The sequence below is a fragment of the Streptomyces sp. CB09001 genome (assembly GCF_003369795.1).
Taxonomy (GTDB): domain Bacteria; phylum Actinomycetota; class Actinomycetes; order Streptomycetales; family Streptomycetaceae; genus Streptomyces.
Map to the genome: position 1 here is coordinate 3,995,612 of NZ_CP026730.1, position 24,765 is coordinate 4,020,376.

26 protein-coding genes and 1 riboswitch are annotated in these 24,765 nt (G+C 72.0%); of the genes, 16 read left to right on the top strand and 10 right to left on the bottom strand.

Going from position 1 to position 24,765, the window contains the following annotated elements; translation table 11 throughout:
- Positions 1–98 precede the first annotated feature (98 nt).
- A complete protein-coding gene (locus C4J65_RS18550) occupies positions 99–674 on the bottom strand; it encodes a TerD family protein (protein WP_115743406.1) in 576 nt (191 codons plus the stop codon).
- Between the two features lie 157 nt (positions 675–831).
- On the opposite strand from C4J65_RS18550, the gene arfB reads away from it, so the two are divergent.
- Complete coding sequence (gene arfB / locus C4J65_RS18555) at positions 832–1,269, top strand: alternative ribosome rescue aminoacyl-tRNA hydrolase ArfB (protein ID WP_115743407.1); 438 nt, start codon at positions 832–834, stop codon at positions 1,267–1,269.
- 16 nt (positions 1,270–1,285) lie between these two features.
- Here the strand turns inward: arfB and C4J65_RS18560 are convergent, their stop codons facing one another.
- Together C4J65_RS18560 and C4J65_RS18565 are read right to left on the bottom strand one after the other, a co-directional pair.
- The gene (locus C4J65_RS18560) at positions 1,286–1,756 is read right to left on the bottom strand and encodes a GNAT family N-acetyltransferase (protein ID WP_115743408.1); all 471 of its coding nucleotides are present in this window, start codon (positions 1,754–1,756) and stop codon (positions 1,286–1,288) included.
- Between the two features lie 59 nt (positions 1,757–1,815).
- The gene (locus C4J65_RS18565; protein ID WP_115743409.1) at positions 1,816–2,424 is read right to left on the bottom strand and encodes a flavin reductase family protein; all 609 of its coding nucleotides are present in this window, start codon (positions 2,422–2,424) and stop codon (positions 1,816–1,818) included.
- A gap of 335 nt (positions 2,425–2,759) precedes the next feature.
- On the opposite strand from C4J65_RS18565, the gene cdgB reads away from it, so the two are divergent.
- Together cdgB and C4J65_RS18575 are read left to right on the top strand one after the other, a co-directional pair.
- Entirely contained in the window at positions 2,760–4,424 is a 1,665-nt protein-coding gene (gene cdgB, locus C4J65_RS18570) for a diguanylate cyclase CdgB (RefSeq protein ID WP_115743410.1), read from the top strand.
- 120 nt (positions 4,425–4,544) lie between these two features.
- On the top strand, positions 4,545–5,534 hold the full coding sequence (locus C4J65_RS18575) for a carbohydrate-binding protein (protein ID WP_115743411.1): 990 nt from the start codon (positions 4,545–4,547) through the stop codon (positions 5,532–5,534).
- Here C4J65_RS18575 and C4J65_RS18580 read toward each other — a convergent pair.
- From C4J65_RS18580 to C4J65_RS18590, 3 genes are all read right to left on the bottom strand, one after another.
- Entirely contained in the window at positions 5,531–6,475 is a 945-nt protein-coding gene (locus tag C4J65_RS18580; RefSeq protein ID WP_115746515.1) for a 1-phosphofructokinase family hexose kinase, read from the bottom strand. The two genes, C4J65_RS18575 and C4J65_RS18580, sit on opposite strands and share 4 nt — an antisense overlap.
- 146 nt (positions 6,476–6,621) lie before the next feature.
- The gene (gene nagA, locus C4J65_RS18585; RefSeq protein ID WP_115743412.1) at positions 6,622–7,767 is read right to left on the bottom strand and encodes an N-acetylglucosamine-6-phosphate deacetylase; all 1,146 of its coding nucleotides are present in this window, start codon (positions 7,765–7,767) and stop codon (positions 6,622–6,624) included.
- The gene (locus tag C4J65_RS18590) at positions 7,767–8,786 is read right to left on the bottom strand and encodes an ROK family protein (protein WP_275898159.1); all 1,020 of its coding nucleotides are present in this window, start codon (positions 8,784–8,786) and stop codon (positions 7,767–7,769) included. The genes nagA and C4J65_RS18590 overlap by 1 nt, the downstream gene beginning before the upstream one ends.
- Positions 8,787–8,942: 156 nt before the next feature.
- Between C4J65_RS18590 and C4J65_RS18595 the strand changes: the two genes are divergently transcribed.
- From C4J65_RS18595 to C4J65_RS18610, 4 genes are all read left to right on the top strand, one after another.
- Positions 8,943–10,160, top strand: coding sequence for an extracellular solute-binding protein (locus C4J65_RS18595; protein WP_240330636.1), 1,218 nt, complete (start codon positions 8,943–8,945; stop codon positions 10,158–10,160).
- A gap of 35 nt (positions 10,161–10,195) precedes the next feature.
- Entirely contained in the window at positions 10,196–10,429 is a 234-nt protein-coding gene (locus tag C4J65_RS18600) for a DUF3263 domain-containing protein (RefSeq protein ID WP_115743415.1), read from the top strand.
- A 139-nt stretch (positions 10,430–10,568) separates the two neighbouring features.
- Positions 10,569–11,441 carry a trehalose-phosphatase gene (otsB, locus tag C4J65_RS18605; RefSeq protein ID WP_115743416.1) on the top strand — a complete coding sequence of 291 codons (873 nt, stop codon included), beginning with the start codon at positions 10,569–10,571 and terminating at the stop codon, positions 11,439–11,441.
- Positions 11,442–11,580: 139 nt separating this feature from the next.
- The gene (locus tag C4J65_RS18610) at positions 11,581–12,057 is read left to right on the top strand and encodes a hypothetical protein (protein WP_115743417.1); all 477 of its coding nucleotides are present in this window, start codon (positions 11,581–11,583) and stop codon (positions 12,055–12,057) included.
- A gap of 33 nt (positions 12,058–12,090) precedes the next feature.
- On the opposite strand, the gene C4J65_RS18615 is transcribed toward C4J65_RS18610, so the two are convergent.
- Positions 12,091–13,494 (bottom strand): trehalose-6-phosphate synthase, encoded by a 1,404-nt coding sequence (locus C4J65_RS18615; RefSeq protein ID WP_115743418.1) that lies wholly within the window; start codon positions 13,492–13,494, stop codon positions 12,091–12,093.
- 146 nt (positions 13,495–13,640) lie between these two features.
- On the opposite strand from C4J65_RS18615, the gene C4J65_RS18620 reads away from it, so the two are divergent.
- A complete protein-coding gene (locus C4J65_RS18620) occupies positions 13,641–14,378 on the top strand; it encodes a hypothetical protein (RefSeq protein ID WP_115743419.1) in 738 nt (245 codons plus the stop codon).
- Between the two features lie 10 nt (positions 14,379–14,388).
- Here C4J65_RS18620 and C4J65_RS18625 read toward each other — a convergent pair whose 3' ends face one another.
- Positions 14,389–15,333: a glucosyl-3-phosphoglycerate synthase gene (locus tag C4J65_RS18625; protein WP_115743420.1), complete on the bottom strand. Its 945-nt coding sequence runs from the start codon at positions 15,331–15,333 to the stop codon at positions 14,389–14,391.
- Between the two features lie 152 nt (positions 15,334–15,485).
- Positions 15,486–15,633: riboswitch (SAM riboswitch) on the top strand.
- Positions 15,634–15,650: 17 nt separating this feature from the next.
- Between C4J65_RS18625 and thrC the strand changes: the two genes are divergently transcribed.
- The 7 genes from thrC (at position 15,651) to C4J65_RS18660 (ending at position 23,093) form a co-directional block, all read left to right on the top strand.
- Positions 15,651–16,943: a threonine synthase gene (thrC, locus tag C4J65_RS18630; RefSeq protein WP_162833241.1), complete on the top strand. Its 1,293-nt coding sequence runs from the start codon at positions 15,651–15,653 to the stop codon at positions 16,941–16,943.
- A complete protein-coding gene (locus C4J65_RS18635) occupies positions 16,940–17,215 on the top strand; it encodes a MoaD/ThiS family protein (RefSeq protein ID WP_030186288.1) in 276 nt (91 codons plus the stop codon). Before thrC ends, C4J65_RS18635 begins: the two co-directional genes overlap by 4 nt.
- A 441-nt stretch (positions 17,216–17,656) precedes the next feature.
- Positions 17,657–17,860 carry a cold-shock protein gene (locus C4J65_RS18640; RefSeq protein ID WP_004929928.1) on the top strand — a complete coding sequence of 68 codons (204 nt, stop codon included), beginning with the start codon at positions 17,657–17,659 and terminating at the stop codon, positions 17,858–17,860.
- Positions 17,861–18,184: 324 nt separating this feature from the next.
- On the top strand, positions 18,185–19,810 hold the full coding sequence (gene groL / locus C4J65_RS18645; protein WP_030399380.1) for a chaperonin GroEL: 1,626 nt from the start codon (positions 18,185–18,187) through the stop codon (positions 19,808–19,810).
- A gap of 233 nt (positions 19,811–20,043) precedes the next feature.
- The gene (locus C4J65_RS18650) at positions 20,044–21,174 is read left to right on the top strand and encodes an NADH:flavin oxidoreductase (RefSeq protein ID WP_115743422.1); all 1,131 of its coding nucleotides are present in this window, start codon (positions 20,044–20,046) and stop codon (positions 21,172–21,174) included.
- A 33-nt stretch (positions 21,175–21,207) separates the two neighbouring features.
- Complete coding sequence (locus C4J65_RS18655) at positions 21,208–22,749, top strand: carboxylesterase family protein (RefSeq protein WP_115743423.1); 1,542 nt, start codon at positions 21,208–21,210, stop codon at positions 22,747–22,749.
- On the top strand, positions 22,746–23,093 hold the full coding sequence (locus C4J65_RS18660; protein ID WP_115743424.1) for a hypothetical protein: 348 nt from the start codon (positions 22,746–22,748) through the stop codon (positions 23,091–23,093). The genes C4J65_RS18655 and C4J65_RS18660 overlap by 4 nt, the downstream gene beginning before the upstream one ends.
- Here C4J65_RS18660 and C4J65_RS18665 read toward each other — a convergent pair.
- Both C4J65_RS18665 and C4J65_RS18670 read right to left on the bottom strand, forming a co-directional pair.
- The gene (locus C4J65_RS18665; protein ID WP_115743425.1) at positions 23,056–23,271 is read right to left on the bottom strand and encodes a DUF397 domain-containing protein; all 216 of its coding nucleotides are present in this window, start codon (positions 23,269–23,271) and stop codon (positions 23,056–23,058) included. The genes C4J65_RS18660 and C4J65_RS18665 overlap by 38 nt on opposite strands.
- The gene (locus C4J65_RS18670; RefSeq protein ID WP_115743426.1) at positions 23,255–24,094 is read right to left on the bottom strand and encodes a helix-turn-helix transcriptional regulator; all 840 of its coding nucleotides are present in this window, start codon (positions 24,092–24,094) and stop codon (positions 23,255–23,257) included. The genes C4J65_RS18665 and C4J65_RS18670 overlap by 17 nt, the downstream gene beginning before the upstream one ends.
- 118 nt (positions 24,095–24,212) lie before the next feature.
- Between C4J65_RS18670 and C4J65_RS18675 the strand changes: the two genes are divergently transcribed.
- Positions 24,213–24,602: a hypothetical protein gene (locus tag C4J65_RS18675; RefSeq protein ID WP_115743427.1), complete on the top strand. Its 390-nt coding sequence runs from the start codon at positions 24,213–24,215 to the stop codon at positions 24,600–24,602.
- Positions 24,603–24,765: the final 163 nt, after the last annotated feature.

Genomic DNA, 24,765 nt, shown 5'->3' on the forward strand with positions numbered 1-24,765 from the left:
CGGACACCCCCCGCTGCCGACGGAACGCCGAAGGCCCCCCGGCCGGACGTCCGGGGGGCCTTCGTACGGAGCTGATGGAACTGACGGGCGGGGGAACCTCAGACGTTCACGCCGAAGTCCTGGGCGATGCCCGTCAGGCCCGAGGCGTAGCCCTGGCCGACGGCGCGGAACTTCCACTCGGCGCCGTTGCGGTACAGCTCGCCGAAGACCATGGCGGTCTCGGTGGCCGCGTCCTCGGACAGGTCGTAGCGGGCGATCTCGGCGCCGCCGGCCTGGTTGACGACGCGGATGTAGGCGTTGCGCACCTGGCCGAAGTTCTGCGAGCGGCTCTCGGCGTCGTAGATCGAGACCGGGAAGACGATCTTCTCGATGTCGGCCGGGAGACCCGCCAGGTTGACGTTGATCGCCTCGTCGTCGCCGGCGCCCTCGCCGGTGCGGTTGTCACCGGTGTGGACGATCGTGTTGTCCGGCGTCTGCTTGTTGTTGAAGAAGACGAAGTGGGCGTCGGAGTAGACCTTGCCCTGCGTGTTGACCGCGATCGCGGAGGCGTCGAGGTCGAAGTCGGTGCCGGTGGTGGTGCGGACGTCCCAGCCGAGCCCCACGGTGACTTCGGTCAGGCCCGGAGCCTCCTTGGTGAGCGAGACGTTGCCACCCTTGGACAGGCTTACAGCCATTGTTGGGAGTCCCTTCCCTCGTTTACGTACGGCAAGAAAGCTACAGCTACCACCATGAACGTCGAGAGGGGTCCACAAGGTTCCGCCTGTCTTTACTTTCTTTACCAAGAGCGGGATCGCGATATTCGAGTGACGCGGGCCGCCCGCGGACGGGAACATGGAGGGCATGTCCGGTCCCCATGTCATCCGCGGCTCCGTCTCCCTGCCCGAGGCCGAGCTGGTCTGGCGTTTCTCGCGCTCCTCGGGGCCCGGCGGACAGCACGTCAACACCACGGACACGGCGGTGGAGCTGCGCTTCGACCTGGCGCGGACCGAGGCCCTGCCCGAGGTGTGGAAGCAGCGGGCGCTGGAGCGGCTGGCCGGGCGCCTGACCGACGGGTTCGTCACCGTCCGCGCCTCCGAGCACCGCTCCCAGTGGCGCAACCGCGAGACCGCCGCCGTACGCCTGGCCGCCCTCCTCGCCGAGGCCACCGCGCCCCCGCCCAGGCCCCGCAGGCCGACCCGCATCCCGCGCGGTATCAACGAACGCCGGCTGCGGCAGAAGAAGCAGCGCTCGGAGACCAAGCGGGGGCGCTCCGCGCGGGACTGGGACTGACCGGGAAGGCCCCCCTTCAGTCCAGCTCCAGGACGCCGACCGTCTCCTCCTCGGCCCGCTCCCCGTTCGGACGGAAGCCGAGGCCCAGGTAGAAGTTCTCGGGGCCGTGCTCGCCGGGGTGCCAGGTGACGAAGCACTCCTTGCCGCCGCGGCGCCGGATCTCGGCGGCCACCGACTCCACGGCGAAGCGGCCGTATCCCCGGCCCTGCTCCCCGGCGGCGATGTTGAGGCGCCACAGCCCGGAGCGCAGCGCGCTGCCGTCGTCGTACCAGTCGACGCCGAAGAAGCCCATGAGGAAGCCGACCGGACGGTCGCCGTCGAGGATCAGGCGCGGCCAGGCCTTCCCGGGGTGGACGTAGGCCTCGGCGAGGGACTTGACCACCGGGTCGACGGCGAATTCCTGCTCGGGACGCACCCGTACGGCGAGGGCGGCCTCGATGTTCGCCGGAGTGATCGGCTCCAGTCGGGGCCCGGTGCTGGTCGTCATACGCGCACCCTAGGACAGGCCCCTGGGCGGGCGGGCGCGCCGGACGAGCGCATTGCCGTTCAGCCCAACTGCCGGTACCGGCCCCGGAAGTACGTCAGCGGCCCTCCGTCCGCGCTCGGCAGCGTGGCGGTCAGCACCCGGCCGATCACCAGGGTGTGGTCGCCGGCCGGCACCCGCTGCTCGGTGCGGCACTCCAGGGTCGCCAGGGCGCCGCCCGCCAGGGGCGCCCCGGTCGCCTCGCCCCGCGCGTACGGGATGTCCGCGAACAGGAGGCGGTCGCTGATTCGGCCCTTCATCGCGAAACGGCCCGCGATGTGCCGCTGGCTCTCGGAGAGGACCGACACGGCCCACAGGGGCTGTTCGTCCAGCAGGTCGTCCATGCGGGAGCCCTCGCGCAGACTGACCAGGACCAGCGGCGGGTCCAGGGACACCGACATGAAGGCGGTGGCCGTCATTCCGACGTCCTCGCCGCGTGGCGCCAGCGGGTCGTCCGGGTCCAGCGGCGGCTCCTGCGCGGTCACCAGGACCACGCCCGAGGCCAGCCGGGACATGGCGGCACGGAACTCCTCGTTGCTCACCCCCTCAGCATGCCCGGAGGCGGGCGACGGCGACGGGGACGCGGGGGTCGCGGGGGACCCGGGATACGTGAGAGGCGGAGTGTTCGGCACTCCGTCACGCTAATCTCCGGGGCGTGGGCCGGGCATCGGGCCCCGGTCCCAACCGGGACCTAGGACCACGGGAGGAGGCCGGGGGAGGAGAGGCGCGCATACCCGCAAACTTTGCGTTCGGTAAACGCACAGGGAACCCGCAGAAAACCCGGAAACACCACTCAATTGTTCAGGTTTCATTGTGACTTGAGTCACAAGGGGCGGTAATTGTTGACCCTGTGTACCGAGTGGGGAGCGCGCTGTGATTCAGTGGCGGGGAACCTGCAAGGGCACCATCAGTAAAGGCGCCGAAGAGAACCCTTGATTCACTGCGAGGTCTCGGGGGGAGGGCGAGCATGGAGACCGACTCGGAGCCCTATGTCCGCCTTGCCTCCCTGCGGCAGCTGCACCAGGCCATGGCCGACATGAACAAGGCCCGCAGCCTGGCCGACACCCTGCAGGCCGTCGCGGACGGCGTCGTCCAGGCCCTCGGCTACGAACTGGCGTGCGTCAACCTGGTCGGCCCCGACGGCGATCTCGTCGTCGCCGCCTTCGCGGGCAACCCGGCCGCCGAGGCGCTCATCACCGGCCGCTCGGGCTCCCGCGAGTCCTGGGACCGGCGCCTGAACATGGGCGAGCAGTGGGGCGATCTGATCTTCATACCCCACACCGAGGGCTGGGTCCTCGACGACGACGACGTCCCGCAGTGGTACACCGACGGGCCCGCGCCCCGCTTCGAGGACGAGTGGCACCCCTCGGACCGGCTCTTCGCCCCGATGTACGCGCCGGGCCCGCAGGGCGGCGGCAACAGCGGCGAGCTGATCGGCGTCCTGTCCGTGGACCGGCCGCGCAACGGCCGCCGCCCCGGCGCCTGGGGCCGCGAGGCTTTGCAGATGTACGCGTTCCAGGCCGCCATCGCGATCAGCAACGCCCGGCTCCGCTCCAACATGCAGCGCGCCCTGGTCCGCCTGGAGCGCGACCAGCAGGCGCTCAGGGCCAGCGAGGAGAGCTTCCGGCAGGCCTTCGAGTACGCCCCCTCCGGCATGGCCATCGCCGAGATGGGCGGCGACCAGCACGGCCGCATCCTGCGCACCAACGACGCCCTGTGCCGCCTGCTGGGCCGCCGCGCCTCCTCGATGCGCCGCTACGCCTTCTCCGACCTCGTGCACCCCGAGGACATCGGCACCCTGCTGCGCACCTCCGCCGAGGGCGGCCGGGCCGAGCTGCGGCTGGGCCGCCGCGACGGCACCTACGTCTGGGTCTCGCTGCGCAACAGCGTCGTCGCCGACGCCGCCGACGGACCGCGCTTCCTGCTCACCCACGTCGAGGACATAGAGGAACGCAAGCGACGCGAGCTGCACCTCGCCCACCGCGCCTCCCACGACTCCCTCACCGGCCTGCCGAACAGCGCCGAGCTGCGTTCCCGGCTGGCCGCCCGGCTGTGCCAGCGTCCCCAGTCGTCGCACGTGGCGGTGGCCGACGCCATGGACGCCGCCTACGGGAGCTCCGCCGTGGTCGACTCCGGCGGCCACACCTTCGACTTCTCCGTCGCCGCCGAGCCGTACGGCGCCTTCGACCACCACGTGCACGCCGTGGCCCCCGAGGACGGGCGCGACGACGGCTCCAAGGGGCTCGCGGTGCTCTTCTGCGACCTGGACGGCTTCAAGTCGATCAACGACCGGTTCGGGCACAACGCGGGCGACGCCGTACTCATCGAGGTGGCCCGGCGGCTCAGCGGCGGCGTCCGCGACGGCGACACCGTGGCCCGGCTCGGCGGCGACGAGTTCGTGATCCTCGCCAACGGGCTCGGCCGGGCCGATGCCCAGGACCTCGCCGTACGGCTGCGGGGCGAGATCATCCAGCCGATCCGGGCCGAGGGCCGGGCCGTCCGGGTGGGCGCCAGCTTCGGCATCGGCTGGGCCCACTGCGGCATGACGGCGGACGAGGTGCTCAAGTCCGCTGACGAACGGATGTACGTCGAGAAACGATCTCGTCCCAAACAGCACCGCCGCGCCGGATGATCAGCAGGTCGGCGCCCTGATGCGGTCTGAGTCACCCTTTTGGGTGTGTGGGAGCGGGTAGGCTCGCCCTCTCACGACCCGTACCGCATCACGCACCGCATCTGGTTAGGAGACCTAGGGATGACGCCCGGCAACAACGGCGCGAGCACGCCCGAGGACGACGACCCCTTCGGCTACCTCTACGCCGACGGGCAGGCCAACGGGGCCCAGCCGCCGTCCGGTGGCTACGGCTACCCGAACTCCGTCAACCGGGTGCGTCCCGTCGGCACACGGCAGTACGGCGCGTCGCAGGGCCAGGGCGCGCAGACCGCCGCCTACGGCCAGGCCGCCCCGCCCCAGCAGGGCGCCTACGGTCAGCCGCAGGGGGCGTACGGGCAGCCGAACGCGCACTACGCGGCGCCGGAGACCTTCCCCGGCAACGGCGGCGGTCCCGCCGGCCCGCAGCAGCCGTCCGGGCACGGCGGGGGCGGCGGACGCCGCGGCCCCAACACCAAGGGCCTGCTGATCGGCGCGGTGGCGGTCGTCGCCGCCGTGGTCATCGGCATCGCCGTGGCCATGACGAGCAGCGGCTCCGACGACGACAAGGGCGGCGACGAGGCGGGCGGCGACCCGACCCCCACCCAGTCCGAGAGCAGCGAGCCCAGCCCGTCGGCGAGCGAGGGCGCCGAGGAGGAGGCCGAGCTGCCCTCCGTCGAGGCGAAGGCGATGCGGCTGGGCGGCGCTGCCTCCCTCGAGTCGGACGTCGAGGGTGCCGAGTCGGCCGGCGGCGTCTACGTGGCCAACCTCAACCAGCCGGGCTCCTCGGTCACCTGGTCCGTGGACGGCATCCCCGAGGACGGCCTCTACACCCTCTTCACCACCTACAGCGCGGCCGGCGAGGACCAGTCGATGACCCTCACGGTCAACGGCAAGGCCTTCGGCAGCAAGCTCAACCTGGGCAACTTCGCCCAGGCCGAGGACGGCGACTTCGCCAAGGGCTGGACCAAGACCTACGCCTGGCCCACCCTCAACAAGGGCACCAACACGATCACGCTGTCCTGCGCCGACGGCGACAAGTGCAACGTCCTGCTGGACCAGTTCTCCCTGAAGAAGGGCCAGGTCAAGGACTAGACAGGCCCTAGGGGCACGCCCGCCTCCGCCGTCACCGCGACGCCGCGCCCGAGCAGTTCCTCGTACGCCGCCCGGTCGAACTCGCCCGCCACCGGCGCCAGCACCGTCGCCGCCGACAGGGCGACCGCGCGGGCCAGCCGGTCCGGCCAGGGCAGGTGCTCCACCAGCCCGGAGAGCAGGCCCGCGACCGCGGAGTCGCCCGCGCCGGTCGGGTTGCCGTGCACGTGGGCCGGCGGCGCCGCCCGCCAGCGGCCCTCCGGGGTCACCGCGAGCAGCCCCTCGGCGCCGAGCGAGGCGACCACCGAGCGGGCACCGCGGCGCCGGGCGGCCTGCGCGGCCCGCTGCGGCTCGTGCGAGCCGGTCAGCTCGGCCAGTTCGTCGGCGTTCGGCTTGATCAGGTCCGGGCGGGCGGCCAGCCCCCGCCGCAGCGGCTCCCCGCTCGTGTCCAGGAGCACCGGTACGCCCGCGCCCCGTGCGACCCGCACCAGCCCGGCGTAGGCGCCCACCGGGACGCCCGGCGGCAGGCTGCCGCACAGCGCCACCGCGGCCACACCGGCCAGCAGGCCCTCGTACGCCTCCTGGAAGGCGTTCCACTCGGCGGGCGAGACGGCCGGGCCCGGCTCGTTGAGCTGGGTGGTGTCGCCGGTGCGCTCGTCGACGACGGCGATGGTGCGCCGGGTGGCCCCCGCGACCGGCATGAGCGCGTCGGTCACCCCGGACACCCCGGTCAGCCCCTCGCGCACGACGTCCCCGGTGGTGCCGCCCGCGAAGCCGGTGACCGTCACCTCGTGTCCGAGGGCCGCCAGCACGCGGGCCACGTTCAGCCCCTTGCCGCCGGGCCGCTCGGTCACCCCGGTCACCCGGTGCGAGGAGTGCGGCCTCAGTCCCTGGACGCGGTAGGTGATGTCGAGCGCGGTGTTGAGAGTGACGGTGAGGATCACCGTGCCGACCTCCCCCGATCGTCTGCGGCTGGGTGTGCCCGTGGAGCCGTGCTCCACGACACGATCATGCCAAACCGGAGGCGGTCGGCCCAGCCCCCGGGTCTGACCTGGGCCGTCCGGCCCCCCGGGGCGGACTCGGGGACGGGTCAGCCCAGTTGGGGATCGACCACCCATTCGCCCCGGCGCATCACGCCCACCAGGTCGAAGGCGTCGTCCAGGACGACCAGGTCGGCGTCCTTGCCGGGATCCAGGGAGCCGATGCGGTCGTCCAGGCCGAGCAGCCGCGCCGGGTTGGCGGAGATCGCCGCGACGACGTCCCCGACGGGCAGCCGGTCCACCGTCACCGCCCGCTTGAAGGCACGGTCCAGGGTGAGCGTGGAGCCCGCGATCGAGCCGCCCTCCACCAGCCGGGCCACCCCGTCGGCGACCTCGACCTCCAGCGGGCCGAGCAGATAGCGGCCGTCGCCGAAACCGGCCGCGTCCATCGCGTCGGTGATGAAGGCGACCCGGGCGGCACCCGCGTGGTGGAAGGCCAGCTGGAGCGCGGCCGGATGCAGGTGCGTGCCGTCGTTGATCAGCTCGACGGTGATCCGCTCGTCCTCGAGCAGCGCCGTGATCGGACCCGGGGCGCGGTGACCGACCGGGGGCATCGCGTTGAACAGGTGCGTGGCGACGGTGGCGCCCGCGTCGATGGCCTGCACGGTCTGCTCGTACGTCGCGTCGGTGTGCCCGACGGCCGCGATCACGCCGTGCTCGACCAGCAGCCGTACGGAGTCCAGGCCGCCGGGCAGCTCGGTCGCCAGCGTCATCATCTTCGCGTGCCCGTGCGCCGCGTCGACCAGCTTGCGCACCTCGGCCGGGTCCGGGTCGCGCAGCAGCTGCTCGTCGTGCGCGCCCTTGCGGCACGGCGAGATGAACGGCCCCTCGAAGTGGATGCCAACGATGTCGCCCTGCTGCGCCAGCTCGGCGAGCATCCCGGCGTGCCGGGCGAGGAAGTCCAGATCACCGGTGACGGCGGAGGCGACCACCGTGGTGGTGCCGTGCCGACGGTGGGTCTCGACGCCTTTGAGGACGTCCTCGGCGGTGCCGCCGGCGAAGGAGGCCCCGCCGCCGCCGTGGTTGTGGATGTCGACGAAGCCGGGGACCACCCAGTGGCCCGACACGTCGACGGTCTCGGCCTGCGGGGGAGCCGTGTCCGCGATCCGCGCGCCGTCGACGATCACGCGGCCGTCGTCCACGGTCCCGGTGGGCAGTACCACCCGGGCACCGGCGAGAACCTTGCTTGGGGCCATCAGGTGGTTACCTCCGGGGGAGTCGCGGCCGTGGCGGCCGTGGAAGCTGTGGAAGCTGTGGAAGTCGGAGCAGGCGGAGCAGTCGGAGCAGGCGAAGCGGCGGTGTCGAGCAGGTCCCAGGCCATCAGCCCGGCACCCAGGCAACCGGCGGTGTCCCCGAGCGCGGCGGGGACGATCTCCGGCAGTTTCTGGAAGGTGACGCGCCGCCGGACGGCGTCCCGCAGTGGTGTGAACAAGGTTTCCCCCGCCTCGGCGAGGCCGCCACCGATGATCAGGACGCGTGGGTCCAGCAGGGTGAGCGCGGTGACCAGCCCGTCGGCGAGCGCGTCCACGGCGTCCTGCCACACGGCGAGCGCGCGGGCGTCCCCCGACTCGACGGCCTTGGCGCAGTCGGCCGCGTCCGCCCCCGGGTCGCCGCAGGCCTGCGCCCACGCCTGGCTGACCGCCGACGCGGACGCGAACCGCTCCAGGCAGCCGCGCTGCCCGCACGGGCAGGCGATGCCGCCGGGGCGCACGACGACGTGGCCGATCTCGCCCGCGAAGCCGTGCGCGCCGGCCTCGACCCGGCCGTCGATGCCGATGGCGCCCGCGATCCCCGTGCCCAGCGGCACGAACAGGAACCGGTCGGCGCCGCGGCCGGCCCCGATCCGGCCCTCGGCGAGCCCGCCGGTGCGTACGTCGTGCCCGAGGGCGACCGGAATACCGCCGAGCCGCTCGCCGAGCAGCGTCCGCAGCGGCACGTCGCGCCAGCCGAGGTTGGCCGCGTACACGGCGACGCCCCGCTCGGCGTCGACGATGCCGGGGACGGCGACACCGGCGGCGCGGGCCGGCTCGCCGAACCGGTCCGCGCCGTAGGCGCGCAGCTCGGCGGCGAAGTCCAGGATGCCCGCGACGACCGCCTCGGGTCCCCGCTCGCGGCCGGTGGCCCGGCGCGCCTGGTGCAGCAGCTCGCCCCCAGGCCCCGCCAGGGCGGCCTTCATCCCGGTGCCGCCCACATCGAGGGCGATGACATGTCTCACGGGGACAGTGTGGCCCGTACACCCGGGAGAGGTCTAGTCCACTGTGGTGGTGTAGACCTTAATCCGGTAAGCGAACGCGCGAACGAGCAGTCAGGGTTGGGGAACAGGGTGCAGCGGCGTAGGACAGGAACGATCGCGGTGGTGTCCGCACTGGGCATGACGGCGGTCCTCGGCGGCTGCGGTCTCACCGGCGAGTCCGACGGGGTGACCCTGAGGCTCGTCGCCGCCGACTACGGCGACAGCAAGGACAACAGCTCGCAGAAGTACTGGGACGAGCTGGTCAAGTCCTACGAGGCCAGGAACCCCGACGTGCAGGTGGACGTCACCGTCTACTCCTGGAACGACGTCGACCGCAAGGTCCGCGAGATGGTGGAGGCGGGCGAGGCGCCCGACATGGCGCAGATCGGCGCCTACTCCGACTACGCGGACAAGGACCTGCTCTACCGGGCCGACGACGTGCTCTCCATCCCGGTCCAGGCCGACTTCGTCTCCCAGCTGGCCGCCGCGGGCCAGGTCAACGGCGTGCAGTACGGCCTGCCCTTCGCCGCCTCCACGCGCGTGCTCTTCTACAACAAGACCCTCTTCGGCAAGGCCGGAGTCCAGCCGCCCAAGTCCTGGGACGACCTCGCCGAGGCCGCGGAGGCGCTCAAGGACAAGGGCGTGAAGTACCCGTACGCCCTGCCGCTGGGCGCCGAGGAGGCGCAGGCCGAGACGATGCAGTGGATGCTCAGCGGCGAGGGCGGCTACACCGACGACGTCGGCACCTACTCCGTCGACTCCCCGCAGAACGTCACCACCTTCACCTGGCTGCGGGACGAACTGGTCGGCAAGGGCCTCACCGGCCCCGTCGCCCCCGGCAGCCTCAACCGCGCCGACGCCTTCGCCGCGTTCGCCAACGGCGACGTGGGCATGCTCAACGGGCACCCCTCGCTGATGAAGATGGCGTCCGACAAGGGCGTGAAGTACGGCATGGTGACCACCCCCGGCATCGACGGCGAGAGCAAGAACACCCTCGGGGTCTCCGACTGGATGACGGCCTTCAAGAAGAACGGCCACCAGGACGAGATCGGCGACTTCCTCGACTTCGTCTACAGCGAGGAGAACGTCCTCGACTTCTCCCGCGAGTACGACCTGCTGCCGGTGACCACCTCCGCCTCCCAGACCATGGGCACCGCGGCGGAGGACGAGAACCTCAAGCCGTTCCTGGACGAGCTGCTGCTCTCCGAGCTGTACCCGGTCGGCAAGACCTCCTGGGCCTCGGTCAGCGCGGACGTCAAGAAGCGCATCGGCCAGGCGGTCGCCACGGGCGCCAGCCCCGAGGAGGTCCTCGGCCAGATCCAGGCGACCGCGATGAGGGCGGGCAGCGCCGAGTAGCGGCCGCTGTCGGCGGCGGGCGTTACGGTGCCGACATGGACCTGGGAGAGCTGGCCGAGCGGGAGCGGAGCATCCTCGCGCTGGAACGCCGGGGCTTCACCGGCCCCGGCGCCAAGGAGCGCGCCATCCGCGAGGAGCTGGGCCTCGCCCCCGTCCGCTACTACCAGCTCCTCAACGCCCTCCTGGACGACCCCCGTGCCCTCGCGGCCGACCCGGTGACGGTCAACCGCCTCCGCCGCATACGGCAAGCCCGCCGCACGGACCGCTGAAGCCCCCTCCCCGAGCCGCCCCGCGCGGAGGACGGGGAGTGCGCGCGGGGCGGCGGGGCGCCGCAGGGCGGGCGGCGGGAGCCGTGGCGTGGTCGGCGGGTGACGCGTGGGCCCGGCTCCTGCGGGATAGGTTCGCGGTATGGGCAGCCACCAGGACTCCACCCGAGACGACTCCCCACAGCCCCTGCCGACGCCCGTGACGGCGGCCGGACGCGAAGGGCTCGACGCCCTCCTCGCCGACCCCGGCCGCGCGGTGGTCGCGCTCGACTTCGACGGCACGCTCGCCCCGATCGTGCCCGACCCCGACCGGGCCCGCGCCCACCCGGACGCCGTACCGGCGCTCGCGGCCCTGGCCCCCAAGGTCGCCTCGATCGCGGTGATCACCGGCCGCCCCGCCGAGGTCGCCGTCCACCACGGCGGCTTCGCGGACGTCCCCGGCCTCGACCGCCTCGTGGTCCTCGGCCACTACGGCGCCGAGCGCTGGGACGCCGCCACCGGCACCCTCACCACGCCCGAACCGCACCCCGGCGTCGCCGCCGTCCGCGCCGAGCTGCCGGGACTGCTGGAGCGGTCCGGGCCGGCGGCGCAGGGCACCTGGACGGAGGACAAGGGCCACGCGGTCGCCGTCCACACCCGCCGCGCCCCCGACCCGCAGGCCGCCTTCGACGCCCTGCGCGCCCCGCTCACCGGCCTGGCCGCCCGGCACGGCCTGATCGTCGAGCCGGGCCGGCTGGTCCTGGAGCTGCGCCCACCCGGCATGGACAAGGGCGCGGCGCTGCGGTCGTACGTCCACTCCCTCGACGCGGCCGCCGTCCTCTTCGCCGGCGACGACCTCGGCGACCTCCCGGCCTACGCGGCCGTCGACACCCTCCGCGCCGAGGGAACCCCGGGCCTCCTGGTCTGCAGCGGCAGCGACGAGGTGACGGAACTGAGGAAGCGCGCGGACGTCGAGGTGCCCGGCCCCGCCGGAGTGGTGGCCCTGCTGGCGGCCCTCGCGCGCCGGCTGGCCTGAGACAACGTCACGGACGGTTCCCCCGCCTGTCACAGGCGTGTCCGGACGCCGCGGGCGGGGCAACCCGGTCCGCCGCCCCCGCTGTCTTGCACGCCGTAAGGCCTGCTCAGTGAGGCCCACGACCGTGGAGGAACCCGTCATGTCCGCTCGGAAGACCCCGATGCTCGCCCTCGCCGCCGTGGCCCTCGGCCTGGCGCTGACCGCCTGCGGCAACAGCGGCGACGGCGGGAACGGCGACGTCAACGTCGACGCCGCCCCCAGCGCGACCGCGACGAGCACCGCGCAGTCCCCCACCGCGGACGAGGGGACCGCCACCGGCGGCGCGTCCTCGCAGCCCCCGGCGTCCTCGAAGCCGGACCAGGGGGCGGGGGAGAAGTGCACGGACCAGCTGGACTACGCCGGTGACCCGCGGTCGAACGCCGAGATCAACTCGATCGGCGCGGACACCGGCAGCTGCCCCGAGCCGCAGTCGGGCGGCACGTCCTCCGGCACCCCCAAGGAGGACGGGGTCAAGTGCACGGACCAGCTGGACTACGCCGGTGACCCGCGGCCGAACGCCGAGATCAACTCGATCGGCGCGGACACCGGCACCTGCCCGCCGGTGCAGGCCCAGTAGCTCCCGCCCGCACCTCGCCCGGAACCCCGCCCGTCAGCCCCGCAGCGCCTCCAACTGCTCCAGGAACCACCGGGCCGGGGGCAACGCGGTGCCGGCGGCCGCCAGCCGCTTCGACCGCTCGGCCCGGTCCTCCGCCGACAGGCCGAGCGCCGCGTGCAACGCGTCCGCAGTGCCCACCACGTCGTACGGGTTCACCACCACCGCGTCCTCGCCCAGCTCCTCGTACGCGCCCGCCTCCCGCGACAGCACCAGCGCGCACCCGGCGTCGGAGACGACCGGCACCTCCTTGGCGACCAGGTTCATCCCGTCGCGGACCGGGTTGACGAGCGCCACGTCCGCCAGCCGGTACGCCGCCAGCGACCGCGCGAAGTCGTCCTCCAGATTCAGCACGACCGGCGTCCACCCCGGCGTCCCGAACTCCTCGTTGACCGCCTCGGCGACCCGGCGCACCTCGGTCGTGTACTCCCGGTACACGGCGAGATCCTGCCGCGACGGGTACGCGAACGCGACGTGCACGACCCGCCCGCGCCACTCGGGCCGCCCGGCCAGCAGCTCCCGGTAGGCCAGCAGACCGCGCACGATGTTCTTGGACAGCTCGGTGCGGTCCACCCGCACCACGGTGCGGCGCGGGGTGCCGTCCGGCGCGGTGCCGATCTCCGCCCGCAGGCCGGCCATCCGCTCCTCGACGTCGGCCTCGTGCGACCGCTTCCGCAGGAAGTCGCCGTCGGCGCCGAGCCCGTGCACGCCGATCTCGGTGCCGCCGAGCCCGCCCACCACGGCGTCGCAGCAGGCGGTGAACGCCTCGGCCCAGCGTCGGGTGAGGAACCCGAGTCGGTCGGCGCCCAGCATCCCGCGCAGCACCTGCTCGGCGATGTCGTCCGGCAGCAGCCGGAAGTAGTCGACCGGCGCCCAGGGCGTGTGCGAGAAGTGGCCGATCCTGAGGTCCGGGCGCAGCTCGCGCAGCATCCCCGGCACCAGCGTCAGGTGGTAGTCCTGCACGATCGCGACCGCGCCCTCGGCCGCCTCCTCGGCCAGCGCCTCGGCGAAGGCCCGGTTGTACGCCTCGTAGGACGCCCACCGACGCCGGAACTCCGCGTCGAAGACCGGCTCCAGGGGCGTCTGGTAGAGCATGTGGTGCACGAACCACAGCACCGAGTTGGCGATCCCGTTGTACGCGTCCGCGTGCACGTCGGCCGGCACGTCCAGCATCCGTACGCCGTCCTCGCCGACCCCGCGCCGCACCGCCTCGCGGTCGCCGTCGCCCAGCGCCGAGCACACCCACAGCGCGCCCGCGTCGGGCCCGATGGCCGACAGCCCCGAGACGAGCCCGCCACCACCCCGTTTGGCGTGCAGCGAGCCGTCCCCGCGCACCTCGTACGAGACCGGCCCCCGGTTGGAGGCGACCAGCACCTGAGCAGCACCGAAGCTTGAAGCCATACGCCTCAACCTAGCCCGGCCGCTGGAACCTCAAACGTTTCCCCGCGTCACCCCGGCTGCGATTCGGTCACGCGTCTTGTGCGGAAACTGTGAACGGGTCGAGGATATGCGGTGCACATTTCAACTTCTCGGGGGGCGGGCGAACCATGCCCATACGCACACGCACACGCACTCGCACAGGCACGCGACAGTCGCGCACCGGCCGTCTCGCCGGCCCGGCGGCACTGATCGCGGCCTGCGCGCTGGCCCTGGCGGGCTGCGGCGACGGAGACGGCGACGCGAGCGCGAAGGCGGCGGCACCCACGACGGCCACCCCGACCGTCACCGCCACGCCGAGCGGCAGCCCCACCCCCGAGGCGTCCTCCAGCACCGAGACCCCGACGCCCACGCCCACCCCGACCGCCGTCACCCTGCCGGACTTCACCGGCCGGACCATGAGCTCGGCCGTCCTCGCCGCCAAGGGGGCGCACGTCGACTACACCGTGCTCCTCCAGGGCACCGGGCAGCGGGCCTCCTCCTGGGGTCTCGACGAGAAGGTCTGCGAGCAGAGCGGCGGCCCCGGCGCCGTGACCTTCACCGTCCCCCGCGACGGCCGCGACTGCGCCGGACGCCTGCTGCACACGCCGGAGCCGGCCCCGGAGCCCTCGAAGACCCGGGCCGACGGCACCGGCGGCACGGGCGGAGGCGGCGGCACCGGTGGCGGCTCGGGCGGCGGCTCCGGCGTCTGCGAGCTGATGAGCCCGGCGGGCAACTGCTACGCCGACGGCCAGTTCTGCGCCAAGAAGCACCGGGGCCTGAGCACCCACGGCCGCGGTGGCGAGTACCTGACCTGTGAGCAGGACTCCGGCGGCCGGTGGCGCTGGTCGGACGGCGTCGCCGGCTGAGACCCGGGGGTCACGCCACCTTCCGGGCCGCGTACTCCGCGATCTCCGTCATCGGGGGCCGTTCCTCGGTGTCCACGGCGTAGGTGCGCGGCTCGAAGCCGTCGACGCCCCGCTCGAACTGGGTGAGGGCCGGGCGGACCAGGTGGCCGCGGGCCAGGCGGAGCTGGGCGGTGCGGTAGATCGCCGCGGCCATCCGGCCCAGCGCCCGCCCGTCCTGGTGGCGGTGGACCCGGACCCCGACGTCGACCTGCGCGAGCGCGTCCAGGCCCACCAGGTGCAGGGCGTCGACCAGCATGCCCAGCTCGACGCCGTAGCCGACCGGGAAGGGGAGCCGTTCCAGCAGCGAGCGGCGGGCCGCGTACTCCCCGCCCAGCGGCTGGACGAAGCCGGCCAGCTGCGGCCAGTGCATGTTGAGCAGCGGGCGGGCCATCAGCTCGGTGACCCGGCCGCCCTGCCCGGCCGCCCCGGCCAGCGGGCGGTCGTACATGGCCTTGACGAGGTGCACGTCGGGGTCGGTGAGCAGCGGTCCCACGATCCCGGAGACGAAGTCCGCGGAGAACTCGCGCAGGTCGGCGTCGACGAAGCAGACGATGTCCCCGCCCGTGACCAGCAGCGAACGCCACAGCACCTCGCCCTTGCCCGGCACGGCGGGGATGCGGGGCAGGATCGCGTCGCGGTGCACGACGCGCGCCCCGGCCGCCGCGGCCACCTCCGACGTCCGGTCGCTCGACCCGGAGTCCACGACCACGATCTCGTCGACGAGCGGGTGCCGGAGCATCAGCTCCCGCCGGATCACCGACACGATGTCCCCGACGGTCGCCTCCTCGTCCAGGGCGGGGAGTACCACGCTCACCGACTGACCGGTGGCGTGCTTGGCGGACAGAAGGTGCTGGACCGGCCGGTCCGCGGCGGACCAGGAGCGTGCGCTCAGCCAGCGCTCGACTTCTTCCAGCACGTCCCGTGGTCTCCTTCGTGATCCATTGTGATCCATCTCGCGGTACGGACGACTATCTCAACCGTCCTGGCCTTCGGTTACAGTCTTGAACAACGCGTGGGACCACCGCATGCCGGGGTCGCCGTGTGCACCACCGAAAAACAACCACATACCGCTCATCCAGAGGGGCAGAGGGATACGGCCCGATGAAGCCCCGGCAACCCTCCAGCCGGCTCTTGTCACACGGACGTGGCGAGGCTCCCGGCTAGGGAAGGTGCCAAATCCGTCTCACGGCGAGATGCGTCGTGAGGAAGATGAGGAGAAAGGGCCTCGCCTCCATGGCTGTGCAGACTGCCGAAACCTCCACGAACTCCGCCGACGGCACCGTCGACCTCGGCCCCGCCGCCGCGCTGAGCTGCCGGGAGTGCGGCCACAAGGTCCCGCTCGGACCGGTCTTCGCCTGCGAAGAGTGTTTCGGCCCCCTCGAGATCGCCTACGACTTCTCGGCCTACGACGCCGAGGAACTGCGTAAGCGGATCGAAGCGGGCCCCGCGAACATCTGGCGCTACGCGCCCCTGCTGCCCGTCCCGGCCGACGTCGCGACCAAGCCGAACATCAACCCCGGCTGGACCAAGCTCGTCCAGGCCGACAACCTCGCCCGCGAGCTGGGCGTCACCGGCGGGCTGTACGTCAAGGACGACTCCGGCAACCCGACACACTCCTTCAAGGACCGCGTCGTCGCCCAGGCCATCGAGGCCGCCCGCGCCTTCGGCTTCACCACCCTGTCCTGCTCCTCCACCGGCAACCTCGCCGGTGCCGTCGGCGCCGCCGCCGCCCGGGCCGGCTTCCGCTCGTGCGTGTTCATCCCGCACGACCTGGAGCAGGGCAAGATCGTCATGGCCGCCGTCTACGGCGGCGAGCTGGTCGGCATCGAGGGCAACTACGACGACGTGAACCGCTTCTGCTCCGAGCTGATCGGCGACCCGGCCGGCGAGGGCTGGGGCTTCGTCAACGTCAACCTGCGGCCCTACTACGCCGAGGGTTCCAAGACCCTCGCGTACGAGATCTGCGAGCAGCTCGGCTGGCGGCTGCCCGACCAGATCGTCGTGCCGATCGCGTCCGGCTCCCAGCTGACGAAGATCGACAAGGGGCTCAAGGAGCTGATCGAGCTCGGTCTGGTCGAGGACCGGCCGTACAGGATCTTCGGCGCCCAGGCCGAGGGCTGCTCGCCGGTCTCCGCGGCGTACAAGGCCGGGCACGACGTGGTCCGCCCGCAGAAGCCGAACACCATCGCCAAGTCGCTGGCCATCGGCAACCCGGCCGACGGCCCCTACGTCCTCGACATCGCCCGCCGCACCGGCGGCGCCGTGGAGGACGTGACCGACGAGCAGGTCGTGGACGCGATCAAGCTGCTCGCCCGTACCGAGGGCATCTTCGCGGAGACGGCGGGCGGCGTGACGGTCGGCGTCACCAAGAAGCTGATCGACAACGGCGTACTGGACCCCTCGCTCACCACCGTCGTCCTGAACACCGGCGACGGCCTGAAGACCCTCGACGCGGTGGCCGGCACCGGCCTCACCGCCACGATCCGTCCCAACCTGGACTCCTTCCGAGAGGCTGGCCTCGCATGAGCGTGACCGTTCGCATCCCGACCATCCTGCGCACCTACACCGGCGGAAAGGCCGAGGTGAGCGCCGACGGGGCCAACCTCGGGGAGGTCATCTCCGACCTGGAGAAGAACCACACCGGCATCGCCGCCCGCGTCCTGGACGACCAGGGCAAGCTGCGCCGTTTCGTCAACGTCTACGTCAACGACGACGACGTCCGCTTCGAGCAGGGCCTGGAGACGGCCACCCCCGACGGCGCGGGCGTCTCGATCATCCCGGCGGTCGCCGGCGGCTGACGCGGTCACCGCTGCGGGACTGATCCACCGCAGATACACCTCGTAGTGCGTATTGCCCTCTCCGTAAGAGAAACGGAGGGGGCAATTCCATGTGGTTGAGCGCGGTAGAGTTGGGGAACGCGCTCCCGATCGGCACAACGGGAACCGTTAATTCCTGCCGCCCGCCCGACAAGAAGTAGCCAAAGTGCGAGCGTATTCTGCGGCTTTTGTTCCCTTTGCGTGACCCGACTTGACCCGAATTCAGGCGAATTCTTGCCACATTCCGGACCGGGTGCGTCCAGATTTCTCGTCCGATTGACCTGTTGCAGACGGCAGTTGGACAGATACATTCAGCCGCGGTCGACGCGTTCCGGCGCACGCCCCCAGTCGTGAGGGGGCGAGGTCTGACCCGGGTCCGCGAAGTGCGGATCCGTGCAAGGGCCAGTAACAGGGGAGTTAGGCATGGCTCAGGGCACCGTCAAGTGGTTCAACGCGGAGAAGGGGTACGGCTTCATCGCGGTCGACGGTGGTGCGGATGTTTTCGTCCACTACAGCGCGATTCAGATGGACGGCTACCGCACCCTCGAAGAAGGCCAGCGGGTCGAGTTCGAGATCTCGCAGGGTCAGAAGGGCCCGCAGGCCGACATGGTTCGCCTCAGCGCCTGAGACGCGCGGCCACCGCAACCCGGTCTTCATCCGAAGGGCCCGTACCTCCAGGGGTACGGGCCCTTCGGCCTGCCCGGACGCCCGCCGGACCCGTGTTCGCGGGTGGCTGACGGCCGGGCCCGATCCCCGAGAGGCGCTTGCACTCGACCATGCCGAGTGCTAATCATTGCGTTAGCACTCTGAAGGTGAGAGTGACAACGAAGGACCGGGTCGGTGAGGCCCGCAGGCCGGGTGGGGAAGGAACCACAAGGCCGGCGAGCCGTCCGTCGCGGGCGCGGGCGCGGTCCGAAGGAATCACCCCCAGTCCTGGAGGGACCACTTCACATGGCCAAGATCATCGCGTTCGACGAGGAGGCGCGGCGCGGCCTCGAGCGCGGCATGAACCAGCTCGCGGACGCCGTCAAGGTGACGCTCGGCCCCAAGGGCCGCAACGTCGTCCTCGAGAAGAAGTGGGGCGCCCCCACGATCACCAACGATGGTGTCTCCATCGCCAAGGAGATCGAGCTCGAGGACCCGTACGAGAAGATCGGCGCCGAGCTGGTCAAGGAAGTCGCCAAGAAGACGGACGACGTCGCCGGTGACGGTACGACCACCGCGACCGTCCTCGCCCAGGCCCTGGTCAAGGAAGGCCTGCGCAACGTCGCGGCCGGCGCCAACCCGATGGCCCTGAAGCGCGGTATCGAGAAGGCCGTCGAGGCCGTCTCCGCCGCCCTGCTGGAGCAGGCGAAGGACGTCGAGACCAAGGAGCAGATCGCCTCCACGGCCTCCATCTCCGCCGCCGACACCCAGATCGGCGAGCTCATCGCCGAGGCCATGGACAAGGTCGGCAAGGAAGGCGTCATCACCGTCGAGGAGTCCCAGACCTTCGGTCTGGAGCTGGAGCTCACCGAGGGTATGCGCTTCGACAAGGGCTACATCTCGGCGTACTTCGCCACCGACATGGAGCGTATGGAGGCGTCGCTCGACGACCCGTACATCCTGATCGCCAACTCCAAGATCGGCAACGTCAAGGACCTGCTGCCGCTCCTGGAGAAGGTCATGCAGTCGGGCAAGCCGCTGCTGATCATCGCCGAGGACGTCGAGGGCGAGGCCCTGTCGACCCTGGTCGTCAACAAGATCCGCGGCACCTTCAAGTCCGTGGCCGTCAAGGCCCCGGGCTTCGGCGACCGCCGCAAGGCCATGCTCGGCGACATCGCCATCCTCACGGGCGGCGAGGTCATCTCCGAGGAGGTCGGCCTCAAGCTGGAGAACGCCACGCTGGACCTGCTGGGCAGCGCGCGCAAGGTCGTCATCACCAAGGACGAGACCACGATCGTGGACGGCGCCGGTTCGGCCGACCAGGTCCAGGGCCGCGTCAACCAGATCCGCGCCGAGATCGAGAACAGCGACTCGGACTACGACCGCGAGAAGCTCCAGGAGCGTCTGGCGAAGCTGGCCGGCGGCGTGGCCGTCATCAAGGCCGGTGCCGCCACCGAGGTCGAGCTCAAGGAGCGCAAGCACCGCATCGAGGACGCCGTTCGCAACGCGAAGGCGGCCGTCGAGGAGGGCATCGTCGCCGGTGGCGGCGTGGCCCTGCTCCAGGCCTCCCAGGTCTTCGAGAAGCTGGAGCTGTCGGGTGACGAGGCGACCGGCGCCAACGCCGTGAAGCTCGCCCTGGAGGCCCCGCTGAAGCAGATCGCCGTCAACGGCGGTCTCGAGGGCGGCGTCGTCGTGGAGAAGGTCCGCAACCTGACCGTCGGCCACGGCCTGAACGCCGCCTCCGGTGAGTACGTCGACATGATCGCCGAGGGCATCATCGACCCGGCGAAGGTGACCCGCTCTGCCCTGCAGAACGCCGCCTCCATCGCCGCGCTGTTCCTCACCACCGAGGCCGTCATCGCCGACAAGCCGGAGAAGGCCGCTCCGGCGGGCGCCCCGGGCGGCATGCCGGGCGGTGACATGGACTTCTGATCGACCGGTTCCGGTTGATCGACCGTCCAGCACGGACCGAGGGCGGCACTCCCCGACAGGGGGGTGCCGCCCTCGGGCGTGTCCGGGCTCACCCCCCGCCCTCCCGCTTTCACTGTGGTCAGGATCACATCAGGCGCCCGGGCGGAATGGTCCGGCGGGGCGGGCCGGTTCCCGTTGGAGTGCGATGAATGCGCGCGCATATACCGCCCGGTCCCCACCTCAGGAGCCCCCACGTGACCGTCACCCCCGCCGAGGCCGCGACCCGCGCCGCCCAACTCCTCGCCCGCCCGGCCACCATCAACGGCCTCACCGTGCCCAACCGCATCGCGATGGCGCCGATGACCCGGATGTTCTCCCCGGGCGGCGTCCCCGGCGACGACGTGGTGTCGTACTACTCCCGCCGCGCCGCCGCCGGAGTCGGCCTGATCGTCACCGAGGGCACCTACGTCGGTCACGACTCGGCCGGGCAGAGCGACCGCGTCCCGCGCTTCCACGGCGAGGAGCAGCTCGCGGGCTGGGCGAAGGTCGCCGAGGCGGTGCACGCGGCGGGCGGCACGATCGTGCCGCAGCTGTGGCACATCGGCATGGTCCGCAAGCCCGGGGAGCAGCCCTTCCCGGACGCCCCCGCCGTCGGCCCGTCCGGCCTGCGCATCGGCGAGGACGAGCCCACCGGCAGGGCGATGACCCAGCGCGACCTGGACGACGTCATCAGTGCCTTCGCCGAGTCCGCCGCGGCCGCCGAGCGCATCGGCTTCGACGGCGTGGAGATCCACGGCGCCCACGGCTACCTCGTCGACCAGTTCCTGTGGTCCGGCACCAACCGCCGCACCGACGCCTACGGCGGCGACCCGGTGTCCCGGACGAGGTTCGCCGCCGAGATCGTGGCCGCCGTACGGGAGACGGTCTCCGCCGACTTCCCCGTGATCTTCCGGTACTCCCAGTGGAAGCAGGACGTCTACGGCGCCCGCCTCGCCGAGACCCCCCAGGAGCTGGAGGCCGTCCTCGCCCCGCTCGCCTCGGCCGGTGTCGACGCCTTCCACGCCTCCACCCGCCGCTACTGGCGCCCGGAGTTCGAGGACTCCGACCTCAACCTCGCGGGCTGGACCAAGAAGCTCACCGGCAAGAGCGCCATCACCGTCGGCTCGGTCGGTCTCGACGGCGACTTCACCAAGGCGTTCCAGGGCGAGGGCGCCCCCGTCGGCAGCCTCGACAACCTCTTCGACCGCATGGAACGCGACGAGTTCGACCTGGTCGCCGTCGGCCGCGCCCTGCTCCAGGACCCGCGGTGGGCCGAGAAGGTCCTCACCGGCCGCTTCGACGAACTCGCTCCGTACGACGCGGCATCGCTGAAGACCCTCAGCTGAGCGCGGTGCGCACCGCGGCGTAGGGTCCGGAGGATGACGATCCCTGGACCTGACGAGTCGGTGGAACCCGTGGTGCGCACCTCCTCCGGCGCGGTGCGCGGCCGGACCGAGGACGGCCTGACCGTCTTCCGCGGCATCCCCTTCGCCCAGCCCCCGGTGGGGGACGCCCGCTTCGCCGCCCCGCGCCGCCCCCGCCCCTGGGACGGCATACGCGACGCGTACGCGTTCGGCCCGCCGCCCCCGCAGGATCTGGGGGCCGCGGGCACCGTCGCCCCCTCGGACGGCCCCGGGGCCGACGACTGGCTGACGGTCAACGTCTGGACCCCCGCCCCCGACCCGGCCGCCCACCGCCCGGTCATGGTCTGGATACACGGCGGCGCCTACAAGATGGGCCATTCCGGCAGTCCCGCCTACGACGCCCGCCGCATAGCCGCCGACGGCGACCTCGTCGTCGTCACCCTCAACTACCGCCTCGGCATGGAGGGATTCGCCCACATCGAGGCCGCCCCCGCCAACCGGGGTCTGCTCGACCAGATCGCGGCGCTGGTCTGGGTGCAGGAGAACATCGCCGCGTTCGGCGGTGACCCCGGCCGGGTCACCGTCTTCGGCGAGTCGGCCGGCGCCGGTTCCGTGGCCGCCCTGCTCGCCATGCCCCGCGCGGCCGGACTCTTCCGGCGGGCCATCGCCCAGAGCGTGCCGGGCACGTTCTTCTCGGCGGAGCTGGCGGCCGACATCGGTGCCGCCCTCGCCGCCGAGCTGGGCCTGCGCCCGACCGTCGAAGACCTCGCGGACCTCACTCCGGACCAGCTCGTCAAGGCGGGCCAGGCCCTCGCTCCGAAGATGCCCGGCCAGGTCGCCCGTTGGGGCCAGGCGGCGCCCACGATCACCCCGTACGCGCCGGTCGTGGACGGCGAGTTCCTGCCGGTCACGCCGTGGCAGGCGCTCGCCTCCGGTGCGGCCCGTGACGTCGAACTGATCGCCGGTCACAACCGCGACGAGAACCGTCTGTTCACCGCCATGGCGGGCAAGCTCGGTGAGATCGGCGAGGACCGGGCGAGCGCCGCGCTGCGCCTGTACGCCCCGGGCGGCGAGGCTGCCTACCGCGCGGCGTTCCCGGACGCGTCGGCCAACGACCTCTACGAACGCGTCCAGACCGACTGGCTGTTCGCGATGCCGTCCCTGCACCTGGCCGAGGCCCACCTCGCGGGCGGCGGCCGGTCCCACGTCTACGAACTCACCTGGCCCGCCCCGGCCTACGGCGGCGCCCTGGGCGCCTGCCACGCCCTGGACATCCCGCTCCTCTTCGGCACCTTCCAGGCGGACCTGGCACTGCTCCAGTTCGGCGGCGCGGGGCCGTCCGCGGAGGCGCTGGCCCTGTCGTCCGGCTTCCGCGCCGCATGGACGGCCTTCGCCCGGACCGGCGACCCGGGCTGGCCCGCGTACGACACGCGGCAGCGCCTCGTGCGGGTCTTCGACGCCGAGTCGGCCGTCGCGCCCTACCCGAACGAGACCTCCCGACGCCTCTGGGAGAGCTACGAGTTCGCGCCGCTGCCGCTGGTGGACCCGAAGGCGTGAGCTTCCGAGGACTCCTGCTGGGCCTGTTCGCCGTGCCGGTCGTCGTCGGTGCGTACTTCCTCACCGAGGCGGCGACCGCCGACGGCACCCCGCAGTGCGACGGCATCATCCAGGAGTACGGGGACGCGGAGCGCTCGGGACCCATGAAACCGGGGGAGACGTGCGACCTGTACGACTTCGCCGACGGCCGCTCGGCGGGCACGCGGACGTACGAGCAGCAGAGGAAGGCGCAGGAGGAGGGGGCGGCGGACGACTACCGGGCCGGGGGCTGGTGGCTGGCGTACGGCGCGGCCGGGCTGGCCGTGGTCACCACCCACCTCGGCCTGAGACGCCGTCGCGGCTGACTCCGTCGACGAAGACCGACCATGCCTCGGCCTGGAAGCGGAGGGTGGGGCCGGCGGGGTTCTTCGAGTCCCGGACCGGGACGACGGTAGGGATGCCGGTGGCGACTTCGAGGCAGTTGCCACCGCTGCCGCCGCTGTAGCTGGACTTGTACCAAGTCGCCTCAGTGTCGCTCCTCATGAGCGTAATCCTGCGCCATCGCCTCGATAAGAGCCAGGGAGTTCTGCGGGGGCAGGGCGTAGGCCGAGAGGAGGTCGTAGGTCTGGCGCTGGTAGCGGACGATTGCGGGATCGTCCTCCAGTCGTCCCGTCCCTACGCCCTCGAAATAGGCCAGCGGCGGGGCGGCGTCGAAGTCCATCAGCTTGATGGCCCCCTTCAGCGCCGCGTGCGCCCCGGCTTCGAAGGGAAGTACCTGCACGATGATTCGGTTTCGGCGGACCAGGGCGACGATGTGGCCAAGCGCCTCGGCCATCACTTTGCGTCCTCCCGTCGACCGACGCAACGCGGCTTCGTCCAGCACCACCCACAACAGGGGATCTGTTGGATCGTCGAGCAACTGGGCCCTCTCCATCCGGGCCGTCACGAGCGCCTCGATCACGTCGTCCGGCGCGGTGGGCTGGTAGGCGCGGCATACGGCTCGCGTGTACGCAGGAGTTTGCAGCAGCCCTGGGATCAGCAGGGGCGCGTACTCCCTGATTTCCGCGGCCTGCGCTTCCGCCTCCGCCGCCTGCGCGAAGTGCTCCGGATACTTGGACTTGGCCGACGCCCCGCAGTTCCGCCGGAAGAAGTCCTCCGTGCCGAGGACGTCGTCCAGCAGGCGGGCGTACTCCGGCTGCATGCGGCGCGTGCCGGACTCCAGTTGGCCGATGAACGAACCGCTGACGAACAGCCGCGCGCCCAGTTCCTCCTGGCTCAGGCCGGTCTTCTCGCGGGCGTGGCGCAGCTCGGCGCCGAGGAGGGCGCGGGGGGACGAGGACGGGTCGAGGTCTTTCGGTCCTGGCATCGTGACGGAACTCCCGGTCGCACAGCAGGGGTTGTTGGAGCGCCCTGTATGGCCAGGTTAGGGGCGGAACGGCCACGCTGTGTCGCGAATCACGAACTCAGCGTGGAGGTGAGGAAGGGTGCGGTCGACCGAAGAAGTCGTCGAGTCCCTGCGGCAGGCCCTCGTGGGCGTCGGTGTCGTACTGCCGTCCCTGTGCGTCGATCCGGTGACCGGCGCGAGTGACGAGCCGTTCGCCCTGGTCGACCTGGGGCGGTGCAACGTACGGGTCGCGGAGCGGTTGGCGTCGGTGGTGCGGGGCGAGCGGCCGGCCGTCGGCACGCATGCCGTGGACGCGAGGGACGGGCGCGTGGGGGAGGTGATGGGGCACGTGGGCGGCCATGTGCAGTTGCGGCCGGTCGCGGGGGGCCGGGAGTGGGACTGTCCGCAGGCGTCAGTGACCGTGGCGCGGCCGGAGGAGGTGCTGAAGGCGCGGCTGAGCAGGACGAACCGCGAGAGTGCGCACCCCTGAGGTCGTGGCCGTCCGCGTGATTCAATGACCGTATGGGGGAGGACTGTGCATCTCTGGGACCGCTGGAACTGACCCAAGGCCGTTGGCGAGTCGGGGACGCCACCCGGCCTGACACCCACTGGGTGGAGCTTCGCCCGGAAGGGCTCCACCAGCACGAGCCGGA

Excerpts from the sequence above, each read along its gene's own strand:
- C4J65_RS18655 (WP_115743423.1), top strand. The coding sequence starts at position 21,208 with ATGACGATCCCTGGACCTGACGAGTCGGTGGAACCCGTGGTGCGCACC.
- C4J65_RS18600 (WP_115743415.1), top strand. The coding sequence starts at position 10,196 with ATGGACCTGGGAGAGCTGGCCGAGCGGGAGCGGAGCATCCTCGCGCTG.
- C4J65_RS18620 (WP_115743419.1), top strand. The coding sequence starts at position 13,641 with ATGCCCATACGCACACGCACACGCACTCGCACAGGCACGCGACAGTCG.
- nagA (WP_115743412.1), bottom strand. The coding sequence starts at position 7,767 with ATGGCCCCAAGCAAGGTTCTCGCCGGTGCCCGGGTGGTACTGCCCACC.
- C4J65_RS18560 (WP_115743408.1), bottom strand. The coding sequence starts at position 1,756 with ATGACGACCAGCACCGGGCCCCGACTGGAGCCGATCACTCCGGCGAAC.
- otsB (WP_115743416.1), top strand. The coding sequence starts at position 10,569 with ATGGGCAGCCACCAGGACTCCACCCGAGACGACTCCCCACAGCCCCTG.
- groL (WP_030399380.1), top strand. The coding sequence starts at position 18,185 with ATGGCCAAGATCATCGCGTTCGACGAGGAGGCGCGGCGCGGCCTCGAG.
- C4J65_RS18615 (WP_115743418.1), bottom strand. The coding sequence starts at position 13,494 with ATGGCTTCAAGCTTCGGTGCTGCTCAGGTGCTGGTCGCCTCCAACCGG.
- thrC (WP_162833241.1), top strand. The coding sequence starts at position 15,651 with ATGGCTGTGCAGACTGCCGAAACCTCCACGAACTCCGCCGACGGCACC.
- C4J65_RS18640 (WP_004929928.1), top strand. The coding sequence starts at position 17,657 with ATGGCTCAGGGCACCGTCAAGTGGTTCAACGCGGAGAAGGGGTACGGC.
- C4J65_RS18635 (WP_030186288.1), top strand. The coding sequence starts at position 16,940 with ATGAGCGTGACCGTTCGCATCCCGACCATCCTGCGCACCTACACCGGC.
- C4J65_RS18670 (WP_115743426.1), bottom strand. The coding sequence starts at position 24,094 with ATGCCAGGACCGAAAGACCTCGACCCGTCCTCGTCCCCCCGCGCCCTC.
- C4J65_RS18595 (WP_240330636.1), top strand. The coding sequence starts at position 8,943 with ATGACGGCGGTCCTCGGCGGCTGCGGTCTCACCGGCGAGTCCGACGGG.
- cdgB (WP_115743410.1), top strand. The coding sequence starts at position 2,760 with ATGGAGACCGACTCGGAGCCCTATGTCCGCCTTGCCTCCCTGCGGCAG.
- C4J65_RS18550 (WP_115743406.1), bottom strand. The coding sequence starts at position 674 with ATGGCTGTAAGCCTGTCCAAGGGTGGCAACGTCTCGCTCACCAAGGAG.
- arfB (WP_115743407.1), top strand. The coding sequence starts at position 832 with ATGGAGGGCATGTCCGGTCCCCATGTCATCCGCGGCTCCGTCTCCCTG.
- C4J65_RS18665 (WP_115743425.1), bottom strand. The coding sequence starts at position 23,271 with ATGAGGAGCGACACTGAGGCGACTTGGTACAAGTCCAGCTACAGCGGC.
- C4J65_RS18575 (WP_115743411.1), top strand. The coding sequence starts at position 4,545 with ATGACGCCCGGCAACAACGGCGCGAGCACGCCCGAGGACGACGACCCC.
- C4J65_RS18610 (WP_115743417.1), top strand. The coding sequence starts at position 11,581 with ATGTCCGCTCGGAAGACCCCGATGCTCGCCCTCGCCGCCGTGGCCCTC.